The 16,875-nt window shown below is 74.5% G+C and carries 14 protein-coding genes and 1 pseudogene; 8 read left to right on the top strand and 7 right to left on the bottom strand.

Annotation, left to right across the window (positions count from 1 at the left end; genetic code table 11):
• Nucleotides 1–26: 26 nt before the first annotated feature.
• Both AQJ66_RS20815 and AQJ66_RS20810 read right to left on the bottom strand, forming a co-directional pair.
• On the bottom strand, nt 27–911 hold the full coding sequence (locus tag AQJ66_RS20815; RefSeq protein WP_079060313.1) for an alpha/beta fold hydrolase: 885 nt from the start codon (nt 909–911) through the stop codon (nt 27–29).
• Nucleotides 912–1,022: 111 nt separating this feature from the next.
• Nucleotides 1,023–3,509, bottom strand: coding sequence for a DEAD/DEAH box helicase (locus AQJ66_RS20810; protein WP_061924314.1), 2,487 nt, complete (start codon nt 3,507–3,509; stop codon nt 1,023–1,025).
• 505 nt (nt 3,510–4,014) lie between these two features.
• Between AQJ66_RS20810 and AQJ66_RS20805 the strand changes: the two genes are divergently transcribed.
• Complete coding sequence (locus AQJ66_RS20805; protein WP_061924311.1) at nt 4,015–4,761, top strand: ferritin-like fold-containing protein; 747 nt, start codon at nt 4,015–4,017, stop codon at nt 4,759–4,761.
• 111 nt (nt 4,762–4,872) lie between these two features.
• On the opposite strand, the gene AQJ66_RS20800 is transcribed toward AQJ66_RS20805, so the two are convergent.
• From AQJ66_RS20800 to AQJ66_RS20785, 4 genes are all read right to left on the bottom strand, one after another.
• Nucleotides 4,873–5,142, bottom strand: coding sequence for a hypothetical protein (locus tag AQJ66_RS20800; protein WP_061924308.1), 270 nt, complete (start codon nt 5,140–5,142; stop codon nt 4,873–4,875).
• A 181-nt stretch (nt 5,143–5,323) separates the two neighbouring features.
• Nucleotides 5,324–5,551: a DUF3107 domain-containing protein gene (locus tag AQJ66_RS20795; RefSeq protein WP_061924306.1), complete on the bottom strand. Its 228-nt coding sequence runs from the start codon at nt 5,549–5,551 to the stop codon at nt 5,324–5,326.
• 134 nt (nt 5,552–5,685) lie between these two features.
• Entirely contained in the window at nt 5,686–6,327 is a 642-nt protein-coding gene (locus AQJ66_RS20790; RefSeq protein WP_061924304.1) for a TetR/AcrR family transcriptional regulator, read from the bottom strand.
• A 166-nt stretch (nt 6,328–6,493) separates the two neighbouring features.
• Complete coding sequence (locus AQJ66_RS20785) at nt 6,494–6,718, bottom strand: hypothetical protein (protein ID WP_061924301.1); 225 nt, start codon at nt 6,716–6,718, stop codon at nt 6,494–6,496.
• Between the two features lie 269 nt (nt 6,719–6,987).
• On the opposite strand from AQJ66_RS20785, the gene AQJ66_RS20780 reads away from it, so the two are divergent.
• From AQJ66_RS20780 to moeZ, 7 genes are all read left to right on the top strand, one after another.
• Nucleotides 6,988–7,989, top strand: coding sequence for an alpha/beta fold hydrolase (locus AQJ66_RS20780; RefSeq protein ID WP_061924298.1), 1,002 nt, complete (start codon nt 6,988–6,990; stop codon nt 7,987–7,989).
• A gap of 308 nt (nt 7,990–8,297) precedes the next feature.
• Nucleotides 8,298–9,824: a DUF3152 domain-containing protein gene (locus tag AQJ66_RS20775; protein ID WP_425264296.1), complete on the top strand. Its 1,527-nt coding sequence runs from the start codon at nt 8,298–8,300 to the stop codon at nt 9,822–9,824.
• A gap of 309 nt (nt 9,825–10,133) precedes the next feature.
• On the top strand, nt 10,134–11,900 hold the full coding sequence (locus tag AQJ66_RS20770) for a glycosyltransferase (RefSeq protein WP_061924295.1): 1,767 nt from the start codon (nt 10,134–10,136) through the stop codon (nt 11,898–11,900).
• A 65-nt stretch (nt 11,901–11,965) separates the two neighbouring features.
• Nucleotides 11,966–13,309, top strand: coding sequence for a hypothetical protein (locus AQJ66_RS20765; RefSeq protein ID WP_244162876.1), 1,344 nt, complete (start codon nt 11,966–11,968; stop codon nt 13,307–13,309).
• Nucleotides 13,310–13,529: 220 nt separating this feature from the next.
• Nucleotides 13,530–14,489 carry an NAD-dependent epimerase/dehydratase family protein gene (locus AQJ66_RS20760; protein WP_061924292.1) on the top strand — a complete coding sequence of 320 codons (960 nt, stop codon included), beginning with the start codon at nt 13,530–13,532 and terminating at the stop codon, nt 14,487–14,489.
• Nucleotides 14,477–15,226, top strand: a complete 750-nt coding sequence (locus AQJ66_RS20755) for a spherulation-specific family 4 protein (protein ID WP_061924289.1) — start codon at nt 14,477–14,479, stop codon at nt 15,224–15,226. The genes AQJ66_RS20760 and AQJ66_RS20755 overlap by 13 nt, the downstream gene beginning before the upstream one ends.
• A 63-nt stretch (nt 15,227–15,289) precedes the next feature.
• The gene (gene moeZ, locus AQJ66_RS20750; protein ID WP_061924286.1) at nt 15,290–16,468 is read left to right on the top strand and encodes an adenylyltransferase/sulfurtransferase MoeZ; all 1,179 of its coding nucleotides are present in this window, start codon (nt 15,290–15,292) and stop codon (nt 16,466–16,468) included.
• Between the two features lie 127 nt (nt 16,469–16,595).
• Here moeZ and AQJ66_RS20745 read toward each other — a convergent pair.
• Nucleotides 16,596–16,814: pseudogene (locus tag AQJ66_RS20745) on the bottom strand (alpha/beta hydrolase); the annotation flags it as partial.
• Nucleotides 16,815–16,875: the final 61 nt, after the last annotated feature.

Here is a 16,875-nt window from a genome sequence, read left to right as displayed (position 1 = left end):
GTCACCAGGACGGCCGCCCGGGCCGCCTACAGGGCCAGGAGGTCGTCCCAGAAGTCGGCGATCGCACGGGCCGTGGGGAGCGGCCGGTCGGTGTTCGGCGAGTGCTCGGCGCCCTCGATGACCGTCCGCCGCGCGTTCAGCCGCAGGGCCATCTCGTCCAGCAGCGCCAGCGGCCAGGTGTCGTCCAGCGCACCCGACAGCACGTGGAACGGCAGCGGCACGGCGGCCAGCTGCGCCACCCGGTCCGGCTCGGCGCACAGCTGCCGCCCGGTGGCGAGCAGCTGCGCGGGCTTGTTGCCCAGCCAGCGGCGCCGCAGGTCGTCCCGGTTGTCCAGCCCGCCGTCGAGCCGGACGGCGTCGGTGTCCTCCGGGGCCGCCTCCATCGCCTGGATCGCGTCCCACACCTGCGCCATCGACATCACGGCGAGCGCGTCCCGCAGCAGCTGGACGCGCTGCCGCTGGGAGGCCGAGATCTGGGCGGGCCCCGAGGCCATCAGGGTGAGCGAGCGGAACGGTGAGTGGTCGATCAGCACGGCCGCGCGCGAGATCTGCCCGCCGAGCGAGTGCCCCAGCAGGTGCAGGGGCTCCGTCGCGATCGCCTCGGCCTGCGCGAGCACGTCCTTGGCCAGCTCCTCCTGCGCGTAGGCGGACTCGTCGTCCTCGGGGCCGTCCGTCTCGTGCTGGCCGCGCCCGTCCACGGCCACGGTCCGGTACCCGCGCGCGGCCAGCGGCAGGTGCAGCGGGTTGAAGTCCTCCTTGCTCCCGGTGAACCCCGGCAGCAGCAGCGCGACGCCCCTGGGCTCGACGCCGTCGGCCGCGGGCGTGTCGACGACGGCGAACTCCCCGCGCGCGGTCCGCAGGGAGTACGCGCGGGCACCGGGGGGCGGAACGAAGGTGGCAGGCCTGCTCATGGAAAAAGGCTATCGGCAGCGGCGCCCCGACCCGGTGGGGAGGGCCGGGAACGGCGACGGCCCGGCCCACGTGAGTGGACCGGGCCGTCGGCGACTAGGCGGTGTGCCGGATCAGCCTTCGGCGGCCTCGACGGCCACCGTGGCCTTGCGGGTCCGGCGGCGCGGCTTGACCTCCGGCTCCTCGGTGGCCTGCGCCGGAATCTCCGGAGCGGCCACCTCGGCCACGGCCTTCCGCGTCCGCCGCACCTTGGGCGCGGCCACCTCGGCGGCCTCGGCCGTCTCCGGGGCTGCCACGGCCTTCTTGCGGGTGCGCCGGGGCTTTGCCTCGGCCTCGGGAGCCTCGGCCGTCTCCGGGGCTGCCACGGCCTTCTTACGGGTGCGGCGCGGCTTCGCCTCGGCCTCCGGCGCCTCGGCCGTCTCCGGGGCGGTGGCGGCCGTCTTGCGCGCCCGGCGGGGCTTGGCCTCCGTGCCCTCGGCCGTGTCGACGGCGGCTTCGGCGGCCGCGGTGGCCTTGCGGGTGCGGCGCGGCTTGGCCTCGGTGGCCTCCGCCGTGTCACCGGGCTCGGTGGCGGTGGCGGCGGTCTTCCGGGTGCGGCGCGGCTTGGCCTCGGCTTCGGGGGCCTCGGCCGTCTCCGGCGCGGTGGCCGCCGTCTTGCGGGTGCGGCGCGGCTTCGCCTCGGGCTCCGTCTCCGTCACCGTCGCCTCGGGCGCGGCCACGGCCGTCTTCCGGGTGCGGCGCGGCTTGGCGGCCGGGGCCGCCTCCTCCGTGCCCTCGGCCGTCGCGACCGCCGCTTCGGCGGCCGGCTCGGCCGTCTTGCGGGTGCGGCGGCGCGGCTTGGCCTCGGTGGCCTCGGCCGTGTCGACGACGGCCTCGGCGGCCTCGGGGGTGGCCTTGCGGGCGCGGCGCGGCTTCGCCTCGGGCTCCGCTGCCCCCGCGGGCGCGGTGGCCTCGGCGGCGACGGGCCCGGGCGCCGGCGCGGCGGCCGTCGGCTCGGCCGCCACCGGCTCCGCCGACCGGCGCGTGCGGCGGCGGCGCGGCTTCTCGGCGACGGCCTGCTCGGCGACGGGCTGCGCGGCCGGACCCTCGGCGGAGTCCAGCGCAACCTCGGCGGCCTCCGCGGGTGCGGCGGTCGCGGCCGGGGCAGCGGCCGTCAGCGGCTCCGCCTGGCCTCCGCCGCGGGTGCGACGGCGGCGGCGCGGGGTGCGGGCCGCCGTTGACTCGTCGGCGGTGCCGGTCTCGGCGGCCGGCGCCGTGGTGGCCGTGGAGGCGTCCAGCGGGGTACCGCCGCGCGTGCGGCGGCGACGGCGCGGGGTGCGCTCGGAGCGCTCCCGCTCCCGCTCGCGCTCCGGGGCGCCCGCGTCGCCGCGGCCTCCCCGGCCGCCGCGACCGCGCGCACCGCGTCCACCGGTCTCGCCGAGGTCCTCCAGCACCTCCGCGTCCAGTCCGGCGCGGGTCCGCTCCGAGCGCGGCAGGGTGCCCTTGGTGCCCGCGGGGATGCCGAGGTCCGCGAACAGGTGCGGGGAGCTCGAGTACGTCTCCACCGGGTCGTTGAAGTCCAGCTCCAGCGCCTTGTTGATCAGCTGCCAGCGCGGGATGTCGTCCCAGTCGACGAACGTGATCGCCGTGCCCTTCGCACCCGCGCGGCCCGTACGGCCGACCCGGTGCAGGTACGTCTTCTCGTCCTCGGGCGACTGGTAGTTGATGACGTGGGTGACGCCCTCGACGTCGATGCCGCGCGCGGCGACGTCGGTGCAGACGAGGACGTCGACCTTGCCGTTGCGGAAGGCGCGCAGCGCCTGCTCGCGGGCGCCCTGGCCGAGGTCGCCGTGGACCGCGCCGGAGGCGAAGCCGCGGCGCTCGAGCTGCTCGGCGATGTCGGCCGCCGTGCGCTTGGTCCGGCAGAAGATCATCGCGAGCCCGCGGCCGTCGGCCTGCAGGATGCGCGCGACCATCTCCGGCTTGTCCATGTTGTGCGCGCGGTAGACGAACTGCTTGATGTTCGCGACCGTCACGCCCTCGTCGTCCGGCGCCGTGGCGCGGATGTGCGTGGGTCGGGACATGTAGCGGCGGGCGAGGCCGATGACCGCGCCCGGCATGGTCGCCGAGAACAGCATGGTCTGCCGCTTGGCCGGCAGCATGTTGATGATCTTCTCGACGTCGGGCAGGAAGCCCAGGTCGAGCATCTCGTCGGCCTCGTCGAGCACCAGGGACTTGACGTGCTTCAGGTCCAGCTTCTTCTGGCCGGCCAGGTCCAGCAGGCGGCCCGGGGTGCCGACGACCACGTCGACGCCCTTCTTCAGGGCCTCCACCTGCGGCTCGTAGGCCCGGCCGCCGTAGATCGCGAGGACGCGCACGTTGCGCACCTTGCCCGCGGTCAGCAGGTCGTTCGTGACCTGCGTGCACAGCTCGCGCGTGGGGACGACGACGAGCGCCTGCGGGGCGTCGGTGAGGGCCTCGGGGGCGGCGCGTCCGGCCTCGACGTCGGCGGGGACGGTGACGCGCTCCAGGAGCGGGAGACCGAAGCCCAGCGTCTTGCCGGTGCCGGTCTTGGCCTGGCCGATGACATCCGTGCCGGAGAGGGCGACGGGGAGCGTCATCTCCTGGATGGGGAAGGGGGTGACGATGCCGACGGCCTCCAGGGCCTCGGCCGTCTCGGGAAGGATTCCGAGTTCGCGAAACGTCGTAGTCAGGGTGCTGCCTCTTCTGTGTGGCGCGGTGCGAGGCGAGCGCGGGGGTCTTTGACGGACCGTGCCGGGGACGTCGGCTGCCTTACGGTCGGCCCAACTCGGGCAAGCCGTATGGCACGGGACCTCTGCCGACGCTCTAGCTCTCTCACCGCTGAGGGTGTCCTCCCGTCGTCGTACGCGATGTGCCGTACGGCCGGGGAGGTCTGTCGGGTCGGAGCCGATCGGGCCACCGACCGGGCATCCTCATGCGTGCGGCCTGTCGGGACACGTCGAACATCGTCGACGCACTCAGCAGGCGCATTACCACCATACCCCGGATTCGCGCACATGCGATGGCCGATTCGGTCACGTAGTCGTGGTCACACTGGTTGACCAGGGACTTGTGGGGCACGGCAAGCGGGCTATTGTGCGCCTCATGACTAGCTCTGACAAGCCTGAGAACGCGTCCGCCGCACCCGCCGAGCACACCGGCGTCGCCGCCCAGGACTGGGCGCAGGCCTCCGCCGACCCACAGTACCGGGCCGCGGTCGTGGACCTGCTCGGAGCGCTGGCGTACGGGGAGCTCGCGGCGTTCGAGCGGCTCGCGGAGGACGCCAAGCTGGCGCCGACGCTCTCGGACAAGGCGGAGCTGGCGAAGATGGCGTCGGCGGAGTTCCACCACTTCGAGCGGCTGCGGGAACGCCTCACCGAGATCGGCGGGGAGCCGACGGTGGCCATGGAGCCCTTCGTCGCGGCCCTGGACGGCTTCCACCGGCAGACGGCGCCGTCGGACTGGCTGGAGGGCCTGGTCAAGGCCTACGTCGGTGACTCGATCGCGAGCGACTTCTACCGGGAGGTCGCGGCCCGCCTCGACTCCGACACGCGCGAGCTGGTCCTGGCCGTCCTGGACGACACCGGGCACGCCGGTTTCGCGGTGGAGAAGGTGCGCGCGGCGATCGACGCCGACCCGCGCGTGGGCGGGCGGCTGGCGCTGTGGGCACGGCGGCTGATGGGGGAGGCGCTCTCGCAGTCGCAGCGGGTGGTCGCCGAACGAGACGCGCTGTCCACCATGCTGGTGGGCGGGGTCGCCGACGGGTTCGATCTCGCCGAGGTCGGCAAGATGTTCTCGCGGATCACGGAGGCGCACACCAAGCGCATGGCCGCGCTGGGCCTCGCGGCCTGAGCGGCGGCGTGCTCCGCGGTCGCCGCTGTTGAGGGCGTCCGGGGCCGGTCGCGCAGTTCCCCTCGCCCTTCGCGGCCGCGCCGCGACAGGGGCGGCCCGCCGCTCCTCCGGCTACGCCGGGATCGATCGTCGGCGCAGGCGGCCGGCCGGGCGGAGCAGCAGGGACAGGGACGCGGCGGAGACGACCGCCGCGCCGAGGAGGCTCAGCAGGGCCGAACCGGGGCCCAGGGCGCTGTGGGTGATGAAGTCGCCGAAGAGGGCCCCGATGACGCCGGTCGAGTAGACGAGCGGGCGGGTCGGCAGCCGGCGCGCGAACCGGTGGGTCGCCGCCCAGGCGAGGACCAGACCGAGCACGGCGGATCCGAGCACTTCCAGGGTCATCTCGAGGTCCCTCCCACGGCCGCACCGGGCTTGACGGTCGTAGCCCGTCATACCCCTGACCTGCGGATCGCAATCATCCCCTGTGGGCGACTTGTGCGGCATCCGTGTGCGGGCCCCACGGCAAGAGGCCCGGCGGCACAGTGCCGCCGGGCCTCTTCACCGCTTGGTCCGCGGTTCGGGCCTACAGCGTGCCGAAGCCCACCTTGCGGACGGTCGGCTCGCCGATCTCCACGTACGCCAGGCGGTCCGTCGGGACCAGGACCTTGCGGCCCTTCTCGTCCTGGAGGCTGAGCAGCTGCGTCTTGCCGGTCAGTGCCTCGCTCACCGCGCGCTCGACCTCCTCGACACTCAGACCGCTCTCCAGAACGATCTCGCGGGGCGCGTGCTGCACGCCGATCTTGACCTCCACGGCTATGTCCCTCCGACGGTCAGTGATGTGCGCGATCTTCCGCGCTGTACCCAGCACACATTAGTCCGGCGAGGGGACGTACACGCTGCGGGCCGGAACGCCGTCAGCGAACAGCACGCGGCGACGAGCGGCCGTCAGTGGTGCTCGCTGCCGTGCAGCGGGAAGCCGGCGATGCCCCGCCAGGCCAGCGAGGCCAGCAGCTGCACCGCCTGGTCGCGCGGCACACTGCGGTCGCTGTGCAGCCAGGACCGCGCCACCACCTGGGCGAGGCCGCCGAGGCCGGAGGCGAGCAGCATCGACTCCGCCCGCGAGAGGCCGGTGTCCTCGGCGATGACGTCGCAGATCGCCTCGGCGCACTCGTTGGTCACCTTGTCGACGCGCTCGCGCACCGCGGGCTCGTTCGTCAGGTCCGACTCGAAGACCAGGCGGAAGGCACCGCCGTCGTCCTCCACGTACGCGAAGTAGGCGTCCATGGTCGCCCGTACGCGCTGCTTGTTGTCGGACGTCGAGGCGAGCGCCCCGCGCACGGCCTGGATCAGCGACTCGCAGTGCTGGTCCAGCAGGGCGAGATAGAGATCGAGCTTGCCGGGGAAGTGCTGGTAGAGCACCGGCTTGCTCACTCCGGCCCGCTCGGCGATGTCGTCCATCGCCGCCGCGTGGTACCCCTGCGCGACGAAGACCTCCTGGGCGGCGCCCAGCAACTGGTTCCGCCGGGCTCGGCGCGGCAGACGGGTGCCCCGTGGGCGTGCTGCCTCAGTTTGCTCGATGGCTGTCACGCCGCCTCCCAATGTCGTCCACATGCGGTGTCGGCCGCGCGGCCATCGTACTTTTCGGTAACCGTGGTGTGCGCGGTGCGAGCGCAGAATTTCACGTACCGGACGGCGACGAAAGCCGCGAAGCCCCCCTCGTACGGCCGGCCAGGTGCCGCGAGCGCGGCCGGAGTCAGCGGTAGTCGTCCTCGTCGAGCGAGACCACGCGCGCCTGCTCCACGAGATCGGCCTCGTTCCCCTGGTCCGGGTCCACCTCCGTCAGCGGGTCGTCCTGGTCCTGGGCGAGGTCGGCGTGCTGCTCGACGGCGTCCCCCTCGGGGGCCTCGACGTCGATCTCCGGGGTCTCCTCCTGCACGAGATCCTCGGCCTTGTCGGGCTCGGTGGGGTCGAAGGCCATGGTGGGCTCCCTTCCTACGGACTTCCCTCGATGCAGCAGGGGCCACACGCGGGTGCCCGCGGTACGAGCCTAGGAGACACCTGATCCGGACGCCATGCCGTGTGCGCCCGTTCGCCGCGCGGATCCCGGCCCATCCGCCTGCGCCTCTGCCTGTGCTCGTGGCTGCCCGTGGCTGCCTGTTCGTCCGCCCCCTGTTTCCGGTACCGCGGAGTCCAACCTGTGACGGCGAACACATGAATCATGGCGTGATCGTCTCGTAACATTGCCGCATGTCTTCGACCGAGTCGCCGTCCGTGCCGGCCGCGAGTGTGCTCCCGAGGGTGGCGCCCGTCCGGGTCGGCGAGGGCGAGCGGATCAGGTCGGTGGGACTGCCGGGGGTCACCCTCTCGGTGCGGTCGCGGCCACCCGCGCGCGAGGGTCTGCCGGCCGCGCTGTTCGTCCACGGGCTCGGCGGTTCCTCGCAGAACTGGTCGTCGCTGATGGCCGAACTGGACGGGGTCGTCGACGGCGAGGCGGTCGACCTGCCCGGCTTCGGCGACTCCCCACCCCCGGACGACGGCAACTACTCCGTCACCGGGCACGCGCGCGCGGTCATCCGCTACCTGGATGCCTGCGGGCGCGGACCGGTCCACCTCTTCGGCAACTCCCTCGGCGGAGCGGTCGCCACACGCGTGGCCGCCGTGCGCCCCGACCTCGTCCGCACCCTCACGCTGATCTCCCCCGCCCTGCCGGAGCTGCGCATCCAGCGGACCGCCGTGCCGACGGGCCTGCTGGGGGTGCCCGGCATCGCCGCGCTCTTCACCCGGCTCACCAGGGAGTGGACGGCCGAACAGCGGGTCAGGGGCGTGCTCGGGCTGTGCTACGGCGACCCCGCGCAGGTGTCGCCCGAGGCGTTCCGGCACGCCGTGGACGAGCTGGAGCGGCGGCTGCAACTGCCGTACTTCTGGGACGCGATGGCCCGCTCCGCGCGCGGGATCGTCGACGCCTACACGCTGGGCGGGCAGCACGGGCTGTGGCGCCAGGCCGAACGCGTGCTCGCTCCGACCCTGCTGATCTACGGCGGCCGCGACCAGCTGGTCGGCTGCCGCATGGCCCGCAAGGCCACCCGCGCCTTCCGCGACAACCGTCTGCTGACCCTGCCGGAGGCCGGGCACGTGGCCATGATGGAGTATCCCCAGGTGGTGGCCGCGGCGTTCCGGGACCTTCTCGCGGAATCGCGCGAGCAGGAGGGCGCGCCGGACACCGGGTCCGCCGCGGACGCGGGGAGCTGAGAGCAGGAATGGGACGGCACAGCCGCCGAGGACCGGCCCCCAAGGGCGACTCCGCGGACATAACAGCACAGCGAGGGGAGCGAGGCCCGGCCTCCGCTCCGTCACCCGAGCCCCGGCAGCCCGCCCTGCCCGGCCGGCGACAGGCCCCGGCCGCCGGTCCCCGCACGCCGGGGGCACCGAACACCGGTCCCGGCGCGCCCGGGTTTCCTCCGGCAACCCCCGCCCGGGGCGTGCCCCGGCCCGGTGTGGCCGACGGCACGCCTGAGCAGGGAGTTCCGCGTCTTCCCGGCGACACTCCGGCGCAGGGTCTGCCGAGGTTCGCGGACGGCACGCCGGCGCGCGGTGTTCCGCGCGTTCCCCGTGGTCCGGGCGGGCCCGGTGGTCCGAGCGGCAGTGCCGGTGGCCCGGGTGCGCCCGGCGGACGGCGTGGGCCGGACAGAACCCCGGCACAGGGAGGCCCGCGGCTGCCCGACGGCACGCCGGCGCGCGGTGTTCCGCGCGTTCCCCGAGGCCCGGGTGGCCCGGCCGCAGACGTCCCTTCCCTCCCGGGCGGCAAGGGTGCGCCCGAGGGCCGGCGCGGGCCCGGCGGCACTCCGGCGCAGGGAGGCCCGCGGCTGCCCGACGGCACGCCTGCGCGCGGTGTTCCCCGTGTTTCCGGTGGCACCCCTTCCACGGCCCGGGGTGCGCATCCCGAGCAGCGTGAGTCGGGGGGCGGCTGGGGCGCGTTCCCGGGAGCGCCCGCCGGTGGCGCCGGGGCCGCTCCTCAGGGTCCCGCCAATTCCGGCGCACCCGGAGCTCCCGGGGCCACCGGTCCCTCCGGCTCCCAGCAGGCAGCCGGCGCGTCCGGTGCCCGGATCCCGCGGCAGCGGCGGACGGGTGCGCCGCGGCAGGAGTATCTCGACGCCTTCGACGAGGACCTCGACGTCTTCGCGCCCCGCTCCGGCGGCGGCGCGCAGGAGGAGCCCGACCGCCCCGGTGCCGGCCCGCAGGCCGCGGGGGCGGGAGAGGACGACGGCGGCGACGCCCCGCCCACCGGTGTGCCCGCGCAGCGCGGCGGCAAGGGGCGGGCCTTCACCGGCATCGCCGCCGCCGCGGTGACCACCGTGCTCGCGGTCGTCGTCGCCGGGCAGGTGGCCGACGACCGCGACGGGACGGGCGTCCTGGCGCAGTCGGCGCCCGGCCGGGCGCACGACGCCCGCACCTCCGGACGGACCGCTCCGACGGCCGCGGCGCCGCTGACGTACGAGCAGAAGATGGACCGGACGTACCCGCTCAGCGCCACCTTGAAGGGCCCGGGCAAGTTCGACGCCGTCCCCGGCTTCGACAAGGCCCCCGGCCAGGGGCGGAAGTTCACCTACCGCGTGGACGTCGAGCAGGGGCTCGGCCTGGACGGCGCGCTGTTCGCCGAGGCCGTGCAGAAGACGCTGAACGACGACCGCAGCTGGGCCCACGGCGGCGCCCGCACCTTCGAGCGGATCTCCTCCGGCAAGCCCGACTTCGTGATCACCCTCGCCAGCCCCGGCACCACCGCCAAGTGGTGCGCCAAGTCGGGCCTGGACACGACGGAGGACAACGTCTCCTGCGACTCGGCCGCCACCGAACGCGTCATGATCAACGCCTACCGGTGGGCCCAGGGCAGTAAGACGTACGGGAACGAGATCCACGCGTACCGGCAGATGCTCATCAACCACGAGATCGGTCATCGGCTCGGCCACGGGCACGTGACGTGCCAGAAGGACGGCGAGCTCGCGCCGGTCATGCAGCAGCAGACCAAGTTCCTCGACCACGACGGCATCCACTGCCTTCCCAACCCCTGGCCCTACCCCAAGGGCTGAGGGGGCTCGGCTGTTCCGGACCGGCATGAGTGGCGGGCGGTGCGGCGGGACCCGCCCCTGACGTGACGCGGTGCGCCCGGACGATCACCCGCTGATCTCCTACCGCGCCAAAACGCCGTACGCACGCGAAAGTTACGTCCGTTCACCCCTTTTGGTGGCGCGATGGACAACCGTCCGTCGCGCCACCGCCTCGTCCGCATACGTTCGTCCCGCTGTGAGCCGCCGGGACGCGGCGGCTCCCCACCATCACGGGAGATCGGGGGTGCACGCGTGCGCATCGGACTGGTTACGGAAAGTGGCTATCCGTATGTGAGCGGTGACGCCGGACTCTGGTGCGACCGGCTCGTGCGCGGGCTCCCTCAGCACGAGTTCGACCTCTACGCACTCGGCGGCGGCCGCCCGCAGGAGGACGGGGGCCGGGTCCCGCTCCCCGAGCAGGTCGGCCGCGTGCGGACGGCCCCGCTGTGGACCGCGCCGCAACGGGCGGCGGAGGACGACGGGGTCGCCTACGGCCGGCGCGCGCGCCGGCGCTTCGCCGAGCACTACGGGGAACTGGCCGGCGCGCTGTGCGCCGGGACCACGACCGGGGCCGGGGCCGCAGATGGCTCCGGAAACGCCTTCCGAGGCGCCTTCGGTGACGACCCTCGCGACGACCTCGGTGACCGCTCCGCTGCCGGCTCGTGGACCGATGCTCTGGCGGACCGTTTCGCCAGTGCGCTGTACGGCCTCGCCGAACTCGCCCGCGACGAGGGCGGGCTGACCGGCGCACTCCGCTCCGAGGCCGCCGTACGCCTCCTGGAGCGCGCCTGCCGCGCCCCCGGTGCGCCGTCCACGGCGCGCGAGGCGCGCGTGCCCGATCTGCTGACCGTCGCCGCGCACCTCGAACGCGCCCTGCGCCCCCTGTCCCTCGACTGGTACGGCGACGACGACCTGGGCGCGGCGGACCTCTGCCACGCCACCGCCGGCGGTCCCACCGCCCTGCCCGGACTCCTCGCCCGGCACTTCTGCGACGTACCGCTGCTGGTCACCGAGTACGGCGTACAGCTGCGCGCGCACTACCTGACCCTCGGCCCCGACGCCGCCGCGCCCGCCGTCCGTGCCCTGCTCGCCGCCTTCCACGGCCGGCTGGCCACCGAGGTGTACCGCCGCGCCGCCCTCCTCACGCCCGGCAACGCGCACACCCGCCGCTGGCAGGAACGGTGCGGCGCCGACCGCGACAGGATCCGCACGGTCCACCCGGGCCTGGAGGCCGCCCGCTTCGCGGAGGTCGGCGAGGCCCCGGACCGCGCCGACCCGCACACCCTGGCCTGGGTGGGGTGCGTCGAACCCGCCAAGGACCTGGTGTCGCTGCTGCACGCCTTCGCCGAGGTCCGCAAGGAGGTCCCGAAGGCGCGGCTGCGCATCGTCGGCGCGCCCACGGGCCCCGAGGGCGAGGCCTATCTCGGCCACTGCCGGGTGCTCGCCGCGCAGCTCTTCCCGGACGAGGCGGAGGGCGTGCACGCGGTCGGCGAGAACCCGGTCTCCTTCGAGCGGATCGGCGGCCCCGAAGCCCCGACCCTGCCCGAGGCGTACGCCGCCGGCGCCGTCGTCGTCCTGTCCAGCGTCGTCGAGGGCTTCCCGCTCACCCTGGTGGAGGCCATGCTCTGCGGCCGCGCCACGGTGTCCACGGACGTCGGCGCGGTGGTCGAGGTCATCGGCGGCACGGGTCTGGTCGTACCCCCGCGCAATCCGCGGGCGCTCGCCGAGGCGTGCGTGGCGCTGCTGTGCGACCCCGAGCGCCGTGAGCGCCTCGGCGCGGCCGCGCGCGCCCGGGCGCTCGAACTGTTCACCGTGGAGCAGAACATCGCGGCGTTCCACGGCATCTACCTGGAGATCGTCTCGCACTGCCCGGTCCGCCGGTTCGTCCTCGACGAGGCGGGTGCGCCCCTCCCGTTCGCCGCTCCGGCCGAGACCCATGTCCCCCTGCACTGGGCCGGCCCCGGCTCCCGCGTGCTGCCCCGGAACCCCCCCGGCCGGCCGACGGCCCACGCGGCGGCCCACCCGGCACCGCACCAGGCCTCCGAGGGGGCACGGTGAGCGGCTTCGGACAGGACGCCCCGAGAGGGGCCGGGGGAGCGGAAGGCATCCGCGACGAGGGTGCCGTGCCCCCCTCCGGAGGCCCGGACGGCCCGGGCATGCCGGCCGGCGCGGAGGCCTGGGACGCGCGGTCGGCGGAGTGGGCGGCCGGTACGGGGGAGGCCGGCGCGCCCTCGGCGCCGGCCTCACAGGCCCCGGTGGCCTCAGTGGTCACGGGAGCGCCCCGAGAGCCGGTGGCCCCGGTGTCCCCCGCCTCCGGACCGCTCGCAGTGGACCCCCAGCCCCGCAGCGGCCGCTCGGCCGGCCCCCGGCGCGGAGCCGCCGACCCGGTGAAAGCCCTGCTGCACCGGCACCGCGAGCTCTGCGAGCGAGCCGTCGATCCGCTCGAGATCGCCGCCGGTCTCGAGGCGCACGGCGTCACCGACCGGACCGCCGCCCGCTTCCGCCACCGCGACGTCTTCTCGCTCGCCGAGGAGCTCTACGCGCGCGTGCCGCGCGACGGCGCACCGGTCCCGCAGCCCCACCCCGTGTCCGCCCCGCGTCCGCGTTCCGGCTGGATCCCGCTCACCCTCCTGCCCGGCGCACTCGGTGCGGCCGTCGTGACCGGGCTGCGCCTCACCCACGGCCGGCCCCGCCAACTGGTGGTCCTCGGCGGCCTCCTCGCCGTCGCGTTCGCGGTCCGCGCCGCCCTGCGCCGCGGCCCCCTGGCCCCACGGCACGGCACGGTGCCGTGGCGGACCGCGTCCGGCACCCGCGCCGCCACTCTCTGGCTGCTCGGATACGCCGCCCTCGGCGACGGACTCGTGCGCGCCGTCGTGGCCGGTGGCCCCGATGCCCTGCCCGACGGCACACACGACGGTTCCTGGCCCGTGACCGCCGCACTTGCCCTGGCGCTGCTCCTCGCCTGCGCCCCGGCCGCCTGGTGCGCACACCTCCTTACCGCGGGCGCCCGCCGCAGACTCGCCGGCAGCCGCGGCCTGCGGGACTTCACCGCCGCCGCCCGGCCCCTGCTGCTCGGCACCGTCGCCCTGTTCCTGGCCGCCCTCACCGCCCTGCTCGCGCTGTGCGGCGCCGTCCTGCACGAGAACGCGGCCTTCCCCCAGGGCCTCACCCTGGGCGCCCTGCTCCTGCTCGCCCGCCTCCTCGCCGCGCACCAGCACCGGCACGCCCCCGCCGTCGCCCTCGGTGCCGCGGCGGCCGCCGAGGCGATGGGCCCGGCCCTGCTGCTGGCCGGCCGGCTGCCGGGCTGCGCCGTCCTGGCGAGCCCCGTCCAGGCCCTGCTGGACGCCTGGAGCCCGGCCGCCCTCCCGGCGCTCGCCTGCGGCACCGCGGCCCTGGCCCTGCTGGTCCACACCCTGCGCACGCTCACCCGGGCCTCGGCCCACGCGCCACCCGGAACACCCGAGTGAACCGGCCGCCACCGGCCCGGACCCGGCCCACCGTCACCCGCCCCGAGTGCGTGGCGGCACCCGGCCGCGCCGGAGACGCCCGGCCCACCCCCGCGAGGCAACCGCACCACCCCTGCGAAGGAGAAACCCAGATGACCACCTCCCGACACGGAGCACCCGGAGCTCCCGGAGCGTCCGGAGCCTTGGGAGCAGCCGGAACCCACACCCCGGGAGCCGCGCGATGAGGGTCCTGCTGATCGGAGCCAACGGGTACATCGGCCGCTTCGTCGCCGACCGCCTGCTCGCCGACCCGGCCGTCCAGCTCACCGCGCTCGGCCGCGGCGACGACGCCGACGTCCGCTTCGACCTCGCCACCGGCAGCCCCGGAGCGCTCACCCGCTTCCTGGACGCGGTCCACCCCGGCGTCGTCATCAACTGCGCCGGCGCCACCCGGGGCGGCGCCCGGGACCTCACCCGGCACAACACCGTCGCCGTCGCCACCGTCTGCGAGGCGCTGCGCCGCAGCGGCTGCGGCGCCCGCCTCGTGCAGATCGGCTGCGGCTCCGAGTACGGCCCCAGCCAGCCCGGCTCCTCCACCGCCGAGGACGCCGTACCGCGCCCCGGCGGTCCGTACGGGGTCAGCAAGCTCGCCGCCACCGAACTGGTCCTCGGCTCGGGCCTCGACGCCGTCGTGCTCCGGGTCTTCTCGCCCGCCGGGCCCGGCACGCCGGCCGGTTCCCCGCTCGGCCGGCTCGCCGAGGCCATGCGCCGCGCCATGCAGTCCGGCGACGGCGAACTCAAGCTCGGCGGCCTCGGCGTCCAGCGCGACTTCATCGACGTGCGCGACGTCGCCCGCGCCGTGCACGCCGCCTCGCTGTCCGCCGCCCAGGGCGTCATCAACATCGGCTCCGGCCGCGCCGTCCGCCTCCGGGACGCCGCCGCCGTGCTCGCCCGGGTCGCCGGATACGGCGGCGCCCTCCACGAACTCGACGCCCCGCCCGGGCCGCTGCGCGCCGCCATCGGCCACCCCCGCGCCGAGTCCGACCACGCGGCCCCGGTCGCGTACCCGTACCCCGACGGCTGCGGCAGCTGGCAGCAGGCCGACGTGCGCACCGCCCGCGACCGGCTCGGCTGGCGGCCGCGGATCAACCTCGAAGAATCCCTCGCCGACATCTGGATGGAGGCGGCATGCCGCATCTGACCAGCACCACAGCGGGCACCACCGGCACCGGCGTCCGCACCGCCCTCGGCATCCCGGGCTACGCCCACCCGCTGGTCGCACCGGCCCAGTGGGCCGAGCTCGCCCGCCCCGGCACCCCCCTGGACTGGGTCGTCCTGGACGTGGCCGACGGCCCCGGCACCCGGGCCGACCCGCACTGCCTGGAAGCCGCGGGCCGGCTGCGCAACGCGGGCGTGCGCGTGCTCGGCCACCTGGACCTCGCCCACGGCGCCCGCGTCCACGCCGACCTGCTCTCCGACGCGCACCGCCACCTCGACTGGTACCGCGTCGACGGCTTCCTGCTGGACCGCTGCCCCACGGAGCGCTCCGCGCTGCCCGGGGTCCGCCGGGCCGTCACCGCCCTCCGGGCGATCAGTGGCACCGCCCACATCGTGCTCGGCCACGGCCGTCACCCGCACCCCGGGTACGCGGAGAACGCCGACCAGCTGGTGACGTTCGCCGGCCCCTGGTCCGACTACCGCTTCTCGCAGGTCGCCGAGTGGACCGCGGACTACCCGCCCGACCGCTTCTGCCACTTCGTGCACGGCGTGCCCCACGGTCACCTGGAGGAGGCGCTGCGCATCGCGCGCTGGCAGGGCGCGGCCACGATCTACTTCACCGACCGCACCGATCGCGGCGGCCGCGTCGACCCCTGGGAGACCATGCCCGGCTACTGGGACGACATCGTCTCGCGGATCGGAACAGGTGTCTCGGAATGAAAAAGCGCATGGCACTGTTACAGGGAGAACAACCGTAGTGATTGACCGACCAACGGAGTCCCCGTGTCGTTGCCACCCCTGGTCGAGCCGGCTGCCGAGCTCACCGTAGACGAGGTCCGCCGGTACTCCCGCCACCTGATCATCCCCGACGTGGGCATGGACGGGCAGAAGCGGCTGAAGAACGCCAAGGTGCTGTGTGTGGGCGCCGGCGGCCTGGGCTCGCCGGCGCTGATGTACCTGGCCGCCGCGGGCGTGGGCACCCTCGGCATCGTGGAGTTCGACGAGGTCGACGAGTCGAACCTGCAGCGCCAGATCATCCACAGCCAGTCCGACATCGGCCGTTCCAAGGCGGAGTCCGCACGTGACTCGGTCCTCGGCATCAACCCGTACGTGAACGTGGTCCTGCACGAGGAGCGGCTCGAGGCCGACAACGTGATGGACATCTTCAGCCAGTACGACCTGATCGTCGACGGCACGGACAACTTCGCGACCCGCTACCTGGTCAACGACGCGTGCGTGCTGCTGAACAAGCCGTACGTCTGGGGTTCGATCTACCGGTTCGACGGCCAGGCGTCCGTCTTCTGGTCCGAGCACGGCCCCTGCTACCGCTGCCTCTACCCGGAGCCCCCGCCCCCCGGCATGGTCCCCTCCTGCGCCGAGGGCGGCGTCCTGGGCGTGCTGTGCGCGTCCATCGGCTCCATCCAGGTCAACGAGGCGATCAAGCTGCTGGCGGGCATCGGCGAGCCGCTGGTCGGCCGTCTGATGATCTACGACGCCCTGGAGATGACGTACCGCCAGGTCAAGGTCCGCAAGGACCCGAACTGCGCGGTCTGCGGCGAGAACCCGACCGTCACCGAGCTCATCGACTACGAGGCCTTCTGCGGCGTCGTCTCCGAGGAGGCCCAGGCGGCGGCCGCCGACTCCACGATCACTCCCAAGCAGCTCAAGGAGTGGATCGACGACGGCGAGAGCATCGAGATCATCGACGTCCGCGAGCCGAACGAGTACGAGATCGTCTCCATCCCGGGCGCCCGGCTGATCCCGAAGAACGAGTTCCTCATGGGCACCGCCCTGGAGGGCCTGCCCCAGGACAAGAAGATCGTCCTGCATTGCAAGACGGGTGTCCGCAGTGCGGAAGTCCTCGCCGTCCTGAAGTCCGCGGGCTTCGCCGACGCCGTCCATGTCGGCGGCGGAGTCATCGGCTGGGTCAACCAGATCGAACCGCACAAGCCGGTCTACTAGACCACCGGTCCCGCCGGCCGGCGGGACTGACGAAGCCCGCGGCTCCGACCCCGGTCGGAGCCGCGGGCTTCGTCGTACGGGATCGAGCCAGTGATCGACAACTGACGACGGCTCACGGGGCCCGCCGTCATGAGCAGACCGTCCCGTCCTTCGGTACCGTCCCGTTCAGCAGGTAGGCGTCCACCGCGGAGTCGACGCAGTCGCTGCCGTTGCCGTACGCGCCGTGGCCCTCGCCCTTCCAGGTGAGTTCGACCCCCACGCCCCTGCCCAGCTCGTCGGCCATCCTGCGGGCGCCCTCGTACGGGGTCGCCGGGTCGACCAGCAGAGCCGCAGCCGCGGCGGCCGTCCAGCGCAGAAGACGAAGCATGCGTACCCCCCTCGCAGGCCCCCCGCGTCGAGCCGCGGCG

Source organism: Streptomyces bungoensis (assembly GCF_001514215.1).
GTDB lineage: Bacteria > Actinomycetota > Actinomycetes > Streptomycetales > Streptomycetaceae > Streptomyces > Streptomyces bungoensis.
The sequence above is the reverse complement of the archived record's forward strand: the minus strand, read 5'-3'. Positions and strand labels throughout refer to the sequence as shown.

Bases quoted from the DNA above. Each gene is read 5' to 3' on its own strand.
- AQJ66_RS20780 (WP_061924298.1), top strand. From the start codon at position 6,988: ATGTCTTCGACCGAGTCGCCGTCCGTGCCGGCCGCGAGTGTGCTCCCG.
- AQJ66_RS20785 (WP_061924301.1), bottom strand. From the start codon at position 6,718: ATGGCCTTCGACCCCACCGAGCCCGACAAGGCCGAGGATCTCGTGCAG.
- AQJ66_RS20755 (WP_061924289.1), top strand. From the start codon at position 14,477: ATGCCGCATCTGACCAGCACCACAGCGGGCACCACCGGCACCGGCGTC.
- AQJ66_RS20815 (WP_079060313.1), bottom strand. From the start codon at position 911: ATGAGCAGGCCTGCCACCTTCGTTCCGCCCCCCGGTGCCCGCGCGTAC.
- AQJ66_RS20800 (WP_061924308.1), bottom strand. From the start codon at position 5,142: ATGACCCTGGAAGTGCTCGGATCCGCCGTGCTCGGTCTGGTCCTCGCC.
- AQJ66_RS20760 (WP_061924292.1), top strand. From the start codon at position 13,530: ATGAGGGTCCTGCTGATCGGAGCCAACGGGTACATCGGCCGCTTCGTC.
- AQJ66_RS20810 (WP_061924314.1), bottom strand. From the start codon at position 3,509: ATGACGCTCCCCGTCGCCCTCTCCGGCACGGATGTCATCGGCCAGGCC.
- AQJ66_RS20805 (WP_061924311.1), top strand. From the start codon at position 4,015: ATGACTAGCTCTGACAAGCCTGAGAACGCGTCCGCCGCACCCGCCGAG.